Raw genomic sequence first — 13,053 nt, 5'->3', positions numbered from 1 at the left:
GGGCATCCGATCCGTTTCGATGCCATGAGAAGGGCCTTGCCATGACCGGCGTGCTGGTGCTGGAGCAGTCCCTGAACGGGCTGCAGTTCGGGCTGATGCTGTTCCTGCTGGCCGCCGGCCTCACGCTGGTGTTCGGCATCATGGACATGATCAACCTGGCGCACGGCTCGCTCTACATGGTGGGCGCCTACCTGATCGCCACCGCGGCGGCAGCCTCGGGCTCGTTCTGGATCGGGCTGGGCGCCGGCATCGTCGGCACCGCGCTGGTCGGCATGCTGCTGGAGGTGACGGTGCTGCGCCGGCTCTACAAGCGCGACCATCTGTCGCAGGTGCTGGGCACCTTCGCGATCCTGCTGATGGCCAACGAGTGCGTGCGCATGCTGTGGGGCTCGCAGCCGATCTCGCTCAATCCGCCCGCCAGCCTGGCCGGCCCGGTCGAGCTGCTGCCCGGCTTCTTCTACCCGGCCTACCGGCTGCTGATCATCGGCGTGGGCCTGGGCGTGGCAGCGCTGCTGTACGTGCTGGTCACCCGCACCCGGCTCGGCATGCAGGTGCGCGCCGGCGCATCGAACCGCGAGATGGCGCTGGCCATGGGCACCAACGTGCGTCGGCTGTTCACCGCGGTGTTCGGCTTGGGCGCAGCGCTCTGCGCGGTGGCCGGCGGCATGCTGGGCCCGCTGCTGGCGGTGCAGGTGGGCATGGGCGAGAGCATCCTGATCCTGGCCTTCGTGGTGATCGTGATCGGCGGCATCGGCTCGATCCGCGGGGCGCTGTTCGGCGCGCTGCTGGTCGGCGTGGTCGACACCGCCGGCCGCGCGCTGATCCCGATGGCCTTCGGCCACTGGCTGGGCGCCGATGCAGCGGGTAGCGCCGGCCCGGCCGTAGCTTCGATCCTCATCTACCTGCTGATGGCCGCGGTGCTTTTCTGGAAGCCCCGTGGGCTCTTCCCGGCGCACGGCTAAGGACCCGATCGCATGACGTCCGCATCTTCTTCCTTGCCTGCCGGCAGCGCTTCGACCGCACCGAAGGTCATCGCTTCGGCCCACGCCCCGCGCGGCCTGCTCGACCATGCGCTGCACCTGCGCTGGACGGTGCCGGTGATGCTGGTGCTGGCCGCATTGCCGCTGGTGGCCTCCGCCCTGGGCGAGGATTTCTACGTGGGCCTGGCCACCCGCATCCTGATCTTCGCGCTGGCCGCGACCAGCCTCAACCTGATCCTGGGCTTCGGCGGCATGGTCAGCTTCGGCCACGCGGCCTTCATCGGCACGGGGGCGTACACGGTGGGCATCCTGATGCAGCAGGGCGTCATGTCGGCGTGGGTCGCCTGGCCGGCCGCGGTGCTGGTCAGCGCGCTGTTCGCGCTGATGGTGGGCGCGATCAGCCTGCGCACCCGGGGCGTCTACTTCATCATGATCACGCTGGCCTTCGCGCAGATGCTGTACTACCTGATGGTGTCGGTGAAGGCCTGGGGCGGCGAGGACGGGCTGACGCTGCCCGGCCGCTCCACCGTCGGCGGCGGCTTCGACCTGGCGAGCGACACCCGCTTCTACTACGTGGTGCTCGCCTTGTTCGTGCTGGCCTTCCTGGCCATCCAGCGGCTGCTCAACGCCCGCTTCGGCCACGTGCTGCAGGCGGTCCGCGAGAACGAGACGCGCATGGGCGCGATCGGCTTCCCGGTGTACCGCTACCAGCTCGTCGCCTTCACCCTGGCCGGCGCGCTGGCGGGCTTGGCCGGCGCGCTGCTGGCCAACCAGTCGAGCTTCGTGAGCCCGTCGCTGCTGCAGTGGAACCAGTCGGGCCTGCTGCTGGTGATGGTGATCCTGGGCGGCGTGGGCCACCTGTGGGGCGGCTTCATCGGGGCGGTGGTGTTCCTGCTGCTCGAAGAGATCCTGGCGGCCTACACGATCCACTGGCAGTTCGGCCTGGGGGCCGTGCTGCTGCTGGTGGTGCTGGTCGCGCCGCAGGGCCTGGCGGGCTTCCTGCGCAGGAGGAAGGCGGCATGAGCAGTCCGATGCACACGCCATCGGGCGCACCGCTGCTGCACATCGACGGCCTGGTCAAGCGCTTCGGCGGCCTCACCGCCACCGACCATGCCGACATCCGGGTCCAGCCCGGCGAGCTGCATGCGCTGATCGGCCCTAACGGCGCCGGCAAGACCACGCTGATCCACCAGATCTCGGGCGCGCTGGCGACCGACGCCGGCCGCATCCTCTTCCACGGCGACGACATCACTCGGCTGCCGATGCCGCAGCGGGTGCTGCGCGGCCTGGCCCGGTCCTACCAGATCACCAGCATCTTCAAGCGCCTGTCGGTGCGCGACAACGTGGCGCTGGCGGTGCAGGCCCGGCAGGGCAGCAGCCTGCGCTTCTGGCAGGCGGCGCGCAGCGAGCGCGCCCGCTACGCCGAGGCCGAGCAGGTTGTCGAGCGGGTCGGCCTGGGCCCGCAGTTGCACGTGCTGGCCGGCGCGCTGGCGCACGGCGAACAGCGGCAGCTGGAGGTGGGCCTGGCCCTGGCCACCGCGCCGAAGCTGCTGCTGCTCGACGAGCCGATGGCCGGCATGGGCCCGGACGAATCCGAGCGCATGGTCGCGCTGCTACTGTCGCTGCGCGGCCAGACCACGGTGCTGCTGGTCGAGCACGACATGGACGCGGTGTTCCGCCTGGCCGACCGCATCTCGGTGCTGGTCTTCGGCAAGGTGATCGCCTGCGGCACGCCGGCCGAGATCCGCGGCAACGCCGATGTGCGGCGTGCCTACCTGGGCGACGAGGCGAACGAGGAGGTGGCCGCATGAATACGCAAGCGACGATGGCCGGTGCCGCCGCCGCACCAGCACCTGCGCCGCGGCTCGACCGCCCGGTGCTGCTGGAGGTCGACGACCTGCAGACCGCCTACGGCAGCAGCCAGGTGCTGTTCGGCGTGGGCCTGCGGATCGACGCGGGCGACGTGGCGACGCTGCTGGGCCGCAACGGCATGGGCAAGACCACCACGGTGCGCTCGCTGCTCGGCCTGGTCCGTGCGAAGAGCGGCACGGTGCGTTTCCGCGGCGAACGCATCGAGCGGATGGAACCCGACCGCATCGCCCGCATGGGCCTGGCGGTGGTGCCCGAAGGCCGGCAGATCTTCCCCAATCTGTCGGTGTCCGAGAACCTGCGCGCCTTCGGCGCCAACCGCAACCAGTCGCCCGACCCGTGGACGCTGGAGCGGGTCTACGCCTTGTTCCCGCGGCTGGCCGAGCGCTCCCGCAACATGGGCAACCAGCTCTCGGGCGGCGAGCAGCAGATGCTGGCCATCGGCCGCGCGCTCATGACCAATCCTTATTTGCTGGTGCTCGACGAGGCCACCGAGGGCTTGGCCCCGCTGATCCGCGAGGAGATCTGGCGCTGCCTGGCACAGTTGCGCGCGCAGGGCCAGAGCATCCTGGTGATCGACAAGTACGTGCAGCGCCTGGTGCAACTGGCCGACCGCCACACCATCGTGCAGCGCGGGCAGGTGGTCTGGCAGGGCGATTCCCCCGCGCTGGCGGCCGATCCGGGCCTCTGGCACAAGTACATCGGCGTATGACCGCATCCATTCCCTCTTCCACCCATCCGGTTGTCTTCGAACGGCCGCTGCGCATCCGCTTCGCCCACTGCGACCCGGCGGGCATCGTCTTCTTCCCGCAGTACCTGGTGATGCTCAACGGCCTGGTCGAGGACTGGTTCAACGACTGCCTGGGCGTGTCCTATGCCGGCCTGCTGGGCCCGCGGCGGATCGGCATGCCGATCGTGCGGCTGGAATGCGAGTTCCGCGCGGTGAGCCGCATGGGCGACGACGTGACGCTGGGGCTGGCGGTCGAGCGCGTCGGCAACAGCTCGCTCACCCTGGCGCTGCACTGCCGCGCCGGCGAGCAGGAGCGGATGCGTTCGCGCCAGGTGCTGGTCGCGACCGATCTCAAGACCCACCAGGCGCGGGCCTTGCCCGACGACGTGCGCGAGGCGCTGAACCGGTTGCCGACCTAGATGCGTGCTACCCCAGCAGCTGATGTGCCGACGGTCGGCGACGGCGGCCTCGGCGCACGTGCGGGGCCGGTGCGGCGGCCGACCCGGCAGCAGCGCAGTGCGATTCACCGAATTTCTTTGGAGACCCCTATGCAGACCCTTCTTCCCCCCGGCTGGCCCCGCCCCCGCGGCTACGCCAACGGCGTGACCGCCCGCGGCCGCATGGTGTTCGTCGCCGGCATGATCGGCTGGGACGCCGAGGGCGTGTTCCACACCGACGATCTGGCCGGCCAGGCTCGCCAGGCGCTGGAGAACGTGGCCGCGGTGCTGGCCGAGGGTGGCGCCAAGACTGAGCACATCGTGCGCATGACCTGGTACGTGACCGACCGCAAGGCCTACGTGGCCGCGTACCCCGAGATCGGCAAGGCCTTCCGCGAGATCATCGGCAGCTTCAACGCGGCGATGACGGCGGTCGAGGTGTCGGGCCTGATCGAGGACCGCGCCAAGGTCGAGATCGAAGTGACGGCCGTCGTCCCCGACTGAGCGGCGCCGCCATGCCCGGCCTCTACCGCGATTTCGAGACGCAGGAACAGATCGACGCGCAGTACGACACCGCCATCTCGGTGGCCGACCGCGCCGCCGAGATACGCCACTACGCCGAGCGCAGCGCCCATGCCCGTGCGATGCTGCGCTGCGATCTGCGCGTGCCCTACGGCCCGACGCGCGCCGAAACGCTCGACATCTTCCCGGCCGACGCGCCGGGCGCGCCGGTCTTCGTCTTCATCCACGGTGGCTATTGGCGCGCATTGTCGGCGAACGAGTTCAGCTGCGTGGCGCTGGGCCTGCAGCGGCGCGGCATCACGGTGGTGGTGCCCGACTACGCGCTGTGCCCCACGGTCACCCTGGACGAGATCGTGCGCCAGATGCGCGCCGCCTGCGCCTGGGTGCTGCGCAACATCGGCGCGCACGGCGGCGATCCGCAGCGGGTAGCGATCGGCGGCAGTTCCGCCGGCGGGCACCTGGCGGCCATGTGCCTGCAGACCGCGTGGGAGCGCGACTACGGCCTGCCGCAGGACCCGTTCCGCGGCGCGGTGATGGCCAGCGGCCTGTTCGACCTGGCGCCGCTGCGCTTCAGCTACCTGCAGCCGAAGATCCAGCTGACCGAAGAACTGGTGCGCCGCAACTCGCCGGTGCTGCATGTGCGGCCCAGCCCCACGCCGGTGCTGCTGACCTGGGGCGGGGTGGAGCAGGCGGAGTTTGCGCGGCAGTCGTTGGCCTATCGGGACGCCTGGTCGGCTGCGGGCAACCGGGCCGGGTTGCTGGAGCAGGCGGGGGCGAACCACTTCACGGCTATTCATGGGTTCGAGGATGCGGGGAGTGCCTTGTGTGACTGGGTGGCTGGGGTCTTGGAGGCACGGTGACCTTTGTTCGTTGGGTGTGGAGGGGGCGGCGGGTGCGAGGGCCGCGAGCGCCGGGTGACCCCCTCCGCGAATGTCCCCCGCCTTCGGCTCCTCCTTTATTTCGCTGCGGGGGTCACCCGACACTCCCGGCCCTGGGAACGTCGCGCGGCGCCGGTCGGATCAGCCGCGATGCCGCCAAGCAACAATGGCGATGTTGAACGTGTGGCGTTGGCACCTCGCGCTGGCACGCATCCGACCTCACGATTCTCAGATCAAGCCGGGGGCCGAGGATCGCGTCGATGACGTGCTCTGCGCAGCGAAATAAAGGAGGAGCGGCGGGCGCAGCCCGTCGCGGGGGACATTCGCGGAGCAGAGTACGGCGTCGGCGCGATCACCGACAGCGACTAACCCGGCCCGGTTTGCCAAAGCGGCGCGCCCACACCCGTGTGCGCTATAGTTTCTATAGCTGTTGGTCGGCACCACACGCCGGCCCCAGCCACTTTTCACTCGAATTCAGGCCGCAGCCCGCGCGCCGTGCCGACTGGCCGGCACCGCCAACCCCAGGTGCTCGCGCAAGGTCTTCCCTTCGTACGCACTGCGGAAAATGCCCTGCCGCCGCAAGAGCGGAACCACGCCGTCGACGAAGTCCTGCAGGCCGCCGGGCAGCACGTCGGGCATCAGGTTGAAGCCGTCGGCGGCGCCGCCCCGGAACCAGTGCTCGATGTCGTCGGCCACCTGCTCCGGCGTGCCGACGACCACCCGGTGGCCGGTGCCGCCGGCCAGTTCGCGGACGAGCTGGCGCACGGTGAAGCGGCCGCGCTGCGCGGCGGCGATGGTGGCGTGGAAGAAGGTGTGGTTGCCGTCGCCGCCGCCGGGCAGCGCCAGGCCGCCGGGCAACGGCGCATCCGGCTGCAACTGCGCCGGCAGCAGGCCCAGGATGCCGGCCAGGCGGGTGCGGCTGTACTCCCACGGAATCGCGTCGACCAGGTCGTCGCGGCGGCGCAGCGCCTCGGCCTCGGTGCCGGCGATGATGGTGGTCAGGCCGGCCAGCACCCGGATCGCGCGCGGACCGCGGCCGAAGGCCTCGGCCCGCTGCTGCAGGTCGGCTGCATAGGCGCGGGCCTCGTCGAAGGACTGCGAAGCCGAGAACACCGCCTCGGCATGGCGGGCCGCCAGGGCCCGGCCGTCTGCCGATGCGCCGGCCTGCACCAGCACCGGCCAGCCCTGAGGCGAGCGCGGCAGCGTCAGCGGGCCGTGCACCGCGAAGTGCGGGCCGCGGTGCGCGATGGAGTGCACCTTGTCGGCATCGGCGAACCGGCCTGCGGCCTTGTCGGCGACGAGGGCGCCGTCTTCCCAGCTGTCCCACAGTGCCTTCACCACGTCGGTGAATTCCGCGGCGCGGGCGTAGCGCTGGGCATGGTCGGACGCCGCGTCGCGGCCGAAGTTGCGGGCCGATGCGGCGTCGGCCGTGGTCACGATGTTCCAGCCGGCGCGGCCGCCGCTCACATGGTCGAGCGTCGAGAAACGGCGCGCGATGTTGTAGGGCTCGTTGTAGCTGGTGGAGGCGGTGCCGATCACGCCGATGTGGGTGGTGGCCGCGGCCACGCTCGCCAGCAGCACCGTCGGCTCCAGCGCCGGGATCGGCCGGAACGCGATCTGGTCGGCGATGGCGGCGTTGTCGGCCAGGAAGATCGCGTCGAAGGTGCCGGCCTCGGCGATGCGGGCGGTGCGCAGGTAGTGCTGCACGTCGGTGAAGGCGTGCGGGTCGCTCTCGGGCAGGCGCCACGCCGAAGGCAGGAAGCCGGAATGCAGCGCGTTGATGTTGAGGTGCAGCTGGCGAGGGGGTGAAGCGCTCATGGGTGTGCCGTTCTTCCGTGCGGGTCATTGCTTGCCGAAGTAGTCGGGCAGCCGGTAGCCGGCCCAGACCGGCTGCGCTTTGAAGAACTGCTGGAAGCCGGCCGACCGGTAGGCCGCCGCGATGTCGCGGGCGAACGGCTCCTCCTCCTGGCCGCGTTTGACGGCGACCACGTTGACGTAGGGCGCCGTCATGTCCTCCAACCGCAGCGAATCGGTCAGGCGCAGCCCGTAGGCGACGGCGAAATTGCCCTGGATCGCGGCGATGTCGGCATCGTCGAGCGAGCGGGGCGCCTGCGCGGCCTCCAGCGGCACCAGCTTCAGGCGCTTGGGGTTGGCCACCACGTCGCGCTCCGACACCGCCAGCGGATCGGTGCCGGGCTTCACCTGCACCCAGCCGACCTGCGCCAGGATGTTGAGCGCCCGCGCCGCATTGACCGGATCCGAGGGCAGGGTGACGGTGGCGCCGTCGGGCACTGCGGCCAGGGTCTTGTGGCGCTTCGAGTACAGGCCCATCGGCGGCGTCGGCACCTGGACCACCGGCACCAGGTCGAAACCCTGGCGCTGGTTGGTGGCCTGCAGGTAGAGCGAGTGCTGGAAGATGTTGGCGTCGATCGCGCCACGCTGCACCGCGTCGTTGGGCTGCACGCCCTGGCTGAACTCCACATACCGGATCGTGTAGCCCTTCTTTTCCAGCTGCGGCGCGATGCCCTGCGCGAACGCGTCGCGGTAGGGGCCGGGCATGAAGCCGATGCGCAGGTCGGCCGCGTGGGCCGGTGCCGCCGCGGCCAGGGACAGAAGAATCGAGCCCAGCGCGGCGAGCCGCCGGAGGGTGGGTGTGAACAGACGCATGGATGCTCCCGGAGAGACAGGAATGCGTGCGGGGCAGGTCGCGAACGAGCGTTCGGTGCGCGTCGTCGCGCCCGCATCGGCAGTCCCATCGGAGGTGAAAGGGAGGCCGATCGTGCGATGCGGGGCCGGTTCCGGCGACGAATGTTTCCGACGATGGTTATGCGGGAATGCGGTGGCGGTGCGGCAGGAAGTCCCTGGCGCGGCAGATGCAGATCAGGCGTCGGCCCGCATCAGTCCTGCCGCAGCCGTGCGCTGCAGGCGTCCACCGCGGTGGCCATTCGCCGCACCGTGGCGCGCCGTATCGGAAATGCGGCTGCGAGCCGGCTGAAGTCGGCTGCATGTCCCAACATGTGTTCGATGGAGGCGACTGCCTGCTTGGGCGCCACGCCGCCCTGGGCGGCCAGCGCGATCAGGTGCGCCCGGCTCACCGCGCTGCCTTCGCCGCAAACATCCATGTGGTGCTGACCCATCGGGCCTTCGCTGAAAGTCAGGTCGAAGGCGGGTGCCAGTCGCCAACGCCGGTCGCGGCCCATGCGCCAGGCAAAGTTCTTCGGATGGTCGTCGCGGTTGTGGAACAGCACGTTGAAGACGGCCCGCGCATAGGCCTTGCCGACCTCGCGCTCGTCGCGGGTCAGCAGCCGGGTGGCCCGCAGGAAGGTGGTGTAGTCGGTGCTGCCGGGAAGCCGGAAGTCCACCTGCAGCAGCCCCGCCAGGCTATGGACGGGCACGCGCAGGCCGTCTTCCCGGTCGAAACGCGCGACGCCAAAGGCCGCGAGCGTGCGCGACAGGTCGAACCATGCGCTGGCCGGCACTTCCAGCCCGCATTTCCGGGCCAGTTCCGCATACATCTGCTCGATCGCGCAGACCTCCTTGTGCTCGTCCTGTGCAGGAAACTTGACCAGCCACGGTGCACCTGGCGCATCGTGGCGGGTATTGACCTGCGCGGTTGCAGCGTCGTACTGCACCAGCGCCTTCGGCCGTGCGCCCTGGGGCGAGCCTCCGGTCAGTGCCAGCTCGCGCAGGGCGGCGCCGGTATCGCCGGCCAAGGCGCGTTCGCTCTCGCGGGCAAGCGCCAACAGGTTCCAGTCGGGCTCTGCAGCATCTGAGACGCTGGCCGGAGCGAAGCGCAGTGCCCCCATGGCACGGTCGCCGATGAAGGCGAGGCGGTCCAGCGGTCCTGGATGGCGAAGCCCCTGCCGACGGAACAGCCGGTCCATCAGCAGCAGGCCCCAGCCGTCGGGCAGGCTGTCGGCGACCAGGCCCGGGAGGCGGTGCAGGTGGATGGGAAAGTCGCCGTAGGCCGGGGCCCGCAGCTTCAAGTGCAGCGGAGAAAGCTCCAGCGTCGATGCCAGCGCCTCCGGCGAGTATTCGAAGAGCAGCTTGGAGCCGTCGTCCGCAAGCTCTCCGAGCGGAAAGTCGTCGCCCCAGCCGTGGTAGTGGACGCCGAGCCGCTTCACGGCTTCTTCTGCCGCGGTGCGCGTTGCCGCAGGCCGGCCGCTTCGGCCTGGTCCATCTGCGCGATGGACTGCCTTCGGGGCACGAACAGATCGTCCAGCTCGCCCACCAACCCCAGTGCCTGCACCACCCGGACCAGCGTGTCCAACGAGGACTGGCCGTTGCGCTCCAGTTGGCGCACCGCACCTTGCGACAAGCCGGCGGTGGAGGCCAGCTCTTGCTGCGACATGGCCTGGGCCAGCCGATGGACGCGCAGGCGATCGCCGACGGTTTGCAGCACCTCATCGGCAGTGCTTAAAATAAATGTCATTTTTATGGCGACTAAGGTCAATTCTTGATATTAATCGCCATTTTAATGCACATTAACTTCGGTAACGCCCCGCTTTGGAGTGGGCGTTATCACTCGATGTTCTGCACCTGCTCCCGCATCTGCTCGACCAGCACCTTCATGTCGACCGAGATGCGGGTGAGCTCCATCGCGGCGGACTTGGAGCCGAGGGTGTTGGCTTCCCGGTGCAGTTCCTGGATCAGGAAATCGAGCCGCTTGCCGACTTCGCCGCCCTTGGCGAGCAGGCGGTCGATCTCGTCCAGGTGGCTGTCGAGGCGGGTGATCTCCTCGGCCACGTCGATGCGGATCGCGAAGGCGGTCGCCTCCGACAGGGCGCGGTCCTGGGCGGCTTCGGGCAGGGTGGCGCCTTCGCCGAGCGCCATGGCCTCAGACCAGCGTTCCATGAAACGCTGGCGTTGCTGCTCGACCAGGCGCGGCACCAGGGGCGTGGCCTGGGCGGCCAGCGCGCGCAGCTGGGCGACGCGGTCGGTCAGCATGGCGGCGAGCCGCGCGCCTTCGCGTTCGCGGGCGGCCAGCAGCTCGGTCAGGGCCTTCTCGACCAGCGGCACGATGGTGGTGCCCCAGTCGGTGGCGCGGGCATGCTGTTCGGCGGCGCCCAGGCGCAGCGTGTCGGCCACCGACAGCGGCGCGGCCGAGGGCATCCACGCGCGCACCGTGTCCTGGATCGAGTTGAGGCGCTGCAGCAGCCGCACCGAAGGCTCGGGCAGCGTGTCGGTGCTGTCGTGTTCCAGCGAGGCACGCACCTCGATCTTGCCGCGCTTCAGCCGGGCGGTGAGCTTCTCGCGCAGCACCGGCTCGTACTGGCGCAGCTCGTCGGGCAGGCGGAACGCCAGGTCGAGGAAGCGGCTGTTGACCGAGCGGATTTCCAGGCCGAGCCGACGCTCCGGCGCAGGCCGCGCGGCGTTGTCGGGCTCGGGTGCCGGGGCGCTTTCCTGCGCGCTGGCGTAGCCGGTCATGCTGTAAACTGACATCTGTTGTGCGGGTCGTTGGAGACACCAGAGAATAGCGGGGTTCGCCCGCGGTTTCGGTGAAGCCCCCGCGATCTCCATGCGACTGCCCCCGCCGCAGGGCCGCACCAGTCGCCAGACGGCCCATCCTTTCGCCCTCATCGCATGATCAAGACCAAGCCGGCGCCGCTGCCGCCCGATACGGCGATCGGGGGTTACCGTGTGGTGCGCCGTATTTCAGCCGGGGGATTCGGCATCGTCTACCTGGCGCACGACGGCGAGAGCAAGCAGGTCGCCATCAAGGAGTACCTGCCCGCGTCGCTCGCCACCCGCAGCGCCGACAGCCCGCTGCCCAAGGTCGCGCCCGAGAAGCTGTCGCTCTACCGCCTGGGCCTCAAGAGCTTCTTCGAGGAAGGCCGCGCGCTGGCCCAGATCTCGCACCCTTCGGTGGTGAGCGTGCTCAATTTCTTCCGGGAGAACGAGACGGTCTACATGGTGATGAACTACCTGGAGGGCGACACCCTGCAGGATTTCATCATCACCGCACGGGAGCAGAAGGCGCAGAAGGTGTTCCGCGAATCCACCATCCGTTCGCTGTTCGACGAGGTGCTGCGGGGCCTGCGCATCGTGCACCAGCACAAGATGCTGCACCTCGACATCAAGCCCGCCAACGTCTTCATCACCGACGACAACAAGGCGGTGCTGATCGACTTCGGCGCCGCGCGCGAGGTGCTCAGCAAGGAAAGCCACTTCGTGCGGCCGATGTACACCCCCGGCTTCGCCGCGCCCGAGATGTACAAGCGCGACGCGATGATGGGCCCCTGGACCGACATCTACGCCGTCGGTGCCTGCATGTACGCCTGCATGCAGGGCTACCCGCCCAACGACGTGCCGCAGCGCCAGGACAAGGACCGGCTCTCGACCGCGCTGTCGCGCCTGCGAGGCGTCTACTCCGACCACCTGATCGAGATCGTGCAGTGGTGCATGGCGCTCGATCCGCTGCAGCGGCCGCAATCGGTTTTCTCGCTGCAGAAGGAACTGGGCATGCCCACCGAGCGCCGGCACACCCGTCTGACGGTGGGCGAGCGGATGCGCATGCAGATCGACTCGCTGGTCTCCGACGGCAAGCGGCCCGCCGCTGCGTCCGCCGGTCCCGCGCCCGCACCGGCCGCCGCCGCGGCGGCGCGCGATGCGCACCGCAACGACGGCGCGGGGGCCGCGCTGCCATGAAGTTCTCGGTGTTCCAGGTGAGCCGCCTCGGCGGCCGCGAGATCAACGAAGACCGCATGGGCTACTGCTACACCCGGCAGGCGGGCCTGTTCGCGCTGGCCGACGGCATGGGCGGCCATCCCGAGGGCGAGGTGGCGGCGCAGCTCGCGCTGCAGACCGTCTCGGCCCTGTTCCAGCGCTACGCCAAGCCGGCCCTGCCCGACATGACGGCCTTCCTGTCGGAGGCGGTGCTGGGCGCGCACCAGCAGCTGCTGCGCTACGCCACCTTCAAGGCGATGCTCGATTCGCCGCGGACCACGCTGGTGATGGCGGTGGTGCAGAACGGCCAGGTCACCTGGGCCCACTGCGGCGACTCGCGCCTCTACCTGATCCGCAACGGCGCCCTGGTCACCCGCACCCGCGACCACTCCTACACCGAGCGCCGCGACATGCAGCTGGCCCGGCCGAACCAGGCGGCCAACCGCAACGTGCTGTTCACCTGCCTCGGCTCGCCCACGCGGCCGCTGTTCGACGTGGCGGGCCCGTTCCCGCTGCAGGGCGGAGACCGGGTGCTGCTCTGCTCCGACGGCCTGTGGGACATGCTGAGCGACGACGAGATCGTGGGCGTGGCCAGTGCGCATCCGGTGTCGGCCGCGGTGCCCGAACTGGTCGAGCGCGCACTGCGCAACGCCGGCCCTGCCAGCGACAACGTCACCGCGATCGGCTTCGAATGGGAGGCCGCCGATTTCGAGCCGACCCGCGGCATCTCCACCGACACCATCGGCGACGAGGTGTTCGCCTCGACCATCCAGGCCGGCGTGCCCGACGCGTCGGCCGACGACCTGGACGACGAGGCGATCGAACGCTCGATCGCCGAGATCAACGAGGCGATCCGCCGGTCTGCCGCACGCCGGGTGTGACCGGCGGCTCGCGGGGCCGGCCGCCCGCATGCGAAGCGTGCGTACATCCTTCCGGTCCTGCGGCAATCGCCTCTCGCCTCCCCTTTTTTA

The 13,053-nt window shown here is 69.9% G+C and carries 14 protein-coding genes; 9 read left to right on the top strand and 5 right to left on the bottom strand.

Features of this window, described 5'->3' with window-relative positions:
• Nucleotides 1-41: 41 nt before the first annotated feature.
• From ASE76_RS02045 to ASE76_RS02015, 7 genes are all read left to right on the top strand, one after another.
• Nucleotides 42-962: a branched-chain amino acid ABC transporter permease gene (locus tag ASE76_RS02045; RefSeq protein ID WP_055833930.1), complete on the top strand. Its 921-nt coding sequence runs from the start codon at nucleotides 42-44 to the stop codon at nucleotides 960-962.
• A gap of 138 nt (nucleotides 963-1,100) precedes the next feature.
• The gene (locus ASE76_RS02040) at nucleotides 1,101-2,003 is read left to right on the top strand and encodes a branched-chain amino acid ABC transporter permease (protein WP_236698334.1); all 903 of its coding nucleotides are present in this window, start codon (nucleotides 1,101-1,103) and stop codon (nucleotides 2,001-2,003) included.
• Complete coding sequence (locus ASE76_RS02035) at nucleotides 2,000-2,791, top strand: ABC transporter ATP-binding protein (RefSeq protein ID WP_201781821.1); 792 nt, start codon at nucleotides 2,000-2,002, stop codon at nucleotides 2,789-2,791. Before ASE76_RS02040 ends, ASE76_RS02035 begins: the two co-directional genes overlap by 4 nt.
• 14 nt (nucleotides 2,792-2,805) lie before the next feature.
• The gene (locus ASE76_RS02030; protein ID WP_055833927.1) at nucleotides 2,806-3,561 is read left to right on the top strand and encodes an ABC transporter ATP-binding protein; all 756 of its coding nucleotides are present in this window, start codon (nucleotides 2,806-2,808) and stop codon (nucleotides 3,559-3,561) included.
• Nucleotides 3,558-3,998 (top strand): thioesterase family protein, encoded by a 441-nt coding sequence (locus ASE76_RS02025; RefSeq protein ID WP_055833924.1) that lies wholly within the window; start codon nucleotides 3,558-3,560, stop codon nucleotides 3,996-3,998. The genes ASE76_RS02030 and ASE76_RS02025 overlap by 4 nt, the downstream gene beginning before the upstream one ends.
• Before the next feature lie 129 nt (nucleotides 3,999-4,127).
• On the top strand, nucleotides 4,128-4,520 hold the full coding sequence (locus ASE76_RS02020) for a RidA family protein (RefSeq protein ID WP_055833921.1): 393 nt from the start codon (nucleotides 4,128-4,130) through the stop codon (nucleotides 4,518-4,520).
• Nucleotides 4,521-4,531: 11 nt separating this feature from the next.
• Entirely contained in the window at nucleotides 4,532-5,398 is an 867-nt protein-coding gene (locus ASE76_RS02015; protein WP_055833919.1) for an alpha/beta hydrolase, read from the top strand.
• Nucleotides 5,399-5,890: 492 nt separating this feature from the next.
• Here ASE76_RS02015 and ASE76_RS02010 read toward each other — a convergent pair whose 3' ends face one another.
• The 5 genes from ASE76_RS02010 to ASE76_RS01990 form a co-directional block, all read right to left on the bottom strand.
• Complete coding sequence (locus ASE76_RS02010; protein ID WP_055833916.1) at nucleotides 5,891-7,234, bottom strand: LLM class flavin-dependent oxidoreductase; 1,344 nt, start codon at nucleotides 7,232-7,234, stop codon at nucleotides 5,891-5,893.
• Between the two features lie 24 nt (nucleotides 7,235-7,258).
• Nucleotides 7,259-8,083: a MetQ/NlpA family ABC transporter substrate-binding protein gene (locus ASE76_RS02005; protein ID WP_055833913.1), complete on the bottom strand. Its 825-nt coding sequence runs from the start codon at nucleotides 8,081-8,083 to the stop codon at nucleotides 7,259-7,261.
• Nucleotides 8,084-8,313: 230 nt separating this feature from the next.
• Nucleotides 8,314-9,540, bottom strand: a complete 1,227-nt coding sequence (locus ASE76_RS02000) for a type II toxin-antitoxin system HipA family toxin (protein ID WP_055833910.1) — start codon at nucleotides 9,538-9,540, stop codon at nucleotides 8,314-8,316.
• Complete coding sequence (locus tag ASE76_RS01995; protein ID WP_236698304.1) at nucleotides 9,537-9,869, bottom strand: helix-turn-helix domain-containing protein; 333 nt, start codon at nucleotides 9,867-9,869, stop codon at nucleotides 9,537-9,539. Before ASE76_RS01995 ends, ASE76_RS02000 begins: the two co-directional genes overlap by 4 nt.
• Before the next feature lie 68 nt (nucleotides 9,870-9,937).
• On the bottom strand, nucleotides 9,938-10,858 hold the full coding sequence (locus ASE76_RS01990; protein WP_236698303.1) for a YicC/YloC family endoribonuclease: 921 nt from the start codon (nucleotides 10,856-10,858) through the stop codon (nucleotides 9,938-9,940).
• Nucleotides 10,859-10,999: 141 nt separating this feature from the next.
• Here ASE76_RS01990 and ASE76_RS01985 point away from each other — a divergent pair, with 141 nt between their 5' ends.
• Nucleotides 11,000-12,064 carry a serine/threonine-protein kinase gene (locus ASE76_RS01985; protein ID WP_082447847.1) on the top strand — a complete coding sequence of 355 codons (1,065 nt, stop codon included), beginning with the start codon at nucleotides 11,000-11,002 and terminating at the stop codon, nucleotides 12,062-12,064.
• Nucleotides 12,061-12,963 (top strand): PP2C family serine/threonine-protein phosphatase, encoded by a 903-nt coding sequence (locus ASE76_RS01980; protein ID WP_055833897.1) that lies wholly within the window; start codon nucleotides 12,061-12,063, stop codon nucleotides 12,961-12,963. Before ASE76_RS01985 ends, ASE76_RS01980 begins: the two co-directional genes overlap by 4 nt.
• The last annotated feature ends 90 nt before the right edge of the window (nucleotides 12,964-13,053 follow it).

Origin of the sequence: Xylophilus sp. Leaf220 (genome assembly GCF_001421705.1) — a bacterium.
In the GTDB taxonomy this organism is placed as follows: domain Bacteria; phylum Pseudomonadota; class Gammaproteobacteria; order Burkholderiales; family Burkholderiaceae_C; genus Xylophilus.
Note: the sequence above shows the minus strand (reverse complement) of the source record. Positions and strands in the feature narration are given on the sequence as shown.

Bases quoted from the DNA above. Each gene is read 5' to 3' on its own strand.
- ASE76_RS01990 (WP_236698303.1), bottom strand. From the start codon at position 10,858: ATGTCAGTTTACAGCATGACCGGCTACGCCAGCGCGCAGGAAAGCGCC.
- ASE76_RS02045 (WP_055833930.1), top strand. From the start codon at position 42: ATGACCGGCGTGCTGGTGCTGGAGCAGTCCCTGAACGGGCTGCAGTTC.
- ASE76_RS02035 (WP_201781821.1), top strand. From the start codon at position 2,000: ATGAGCAGTCCGATGCACACGCCATCGGGCGCACCGCTGCTGCACATC.
- ASE76_RS02015 (WP_055833919.1), top strand. From the start codon at position 4,532: ATGCCCGGCCTCTACCGCGATTTCGAGACGCAGGAACAGATCGACGCG.
- ASE76_RS02010 (WP_055833916.1), bottom strand. From the start codon at position 7,234: ATGAGCGCTTCACCCCCTCGCCAGCTGCACCTCAACATCAACGCGCTG.
- ASE76_RS02020 (WP_055833921.1), top strand. From the start codon at position 4,128: ATGCAGACCCTTCTTCCCCCCGGCTGGCCCCGCCCCCGCGGCTACGCC.
- ASE76_RS01980 (WP_055833897.1), top strand. From the start codon at position 12,061: ATGAAGTTCTCGGTGTTCCAGGTGAGCCGCCTCGGCGGCCGCGAGATC.
- ASE76_RS02005 (WP_055833913.1), bottom strand. From the start codon at position 8,083: ATGCGTCTGTTCACACCCACCCTCCGGCGGCTCGCCGCGCTGGGCTCG.
- ASE76_RS01985 (WP_082447847.1), top strand. From the start codon at position 11,000: ATGATCAAGACCAAGCCGGCGCCGCTGCCGCCCGATACGGCGATCGGG.
- ASE76_RS02030 (WP_055833927.1), top strand. From the start codon at position 2,806: ATGGCCGGTGCCGCCGCCGCACCAGCACCTGCGCCGCGGCTCGACCGC.
- ASE76_RS02040 (WP_236698334.1), top strand. From the start codon at position 1,101: ATGCTGGTGCTGGCCGCATTGCCGCTGGTGGCCTCCGCCCTGGGCGAG.
- ASE76_RS02025 (WP_055833924.1), top strand. From the start codon at position 3,558: ATGACCGCATCCATTCCCTCTTCCACCCATCCGGTTGTCTTCGAACGG.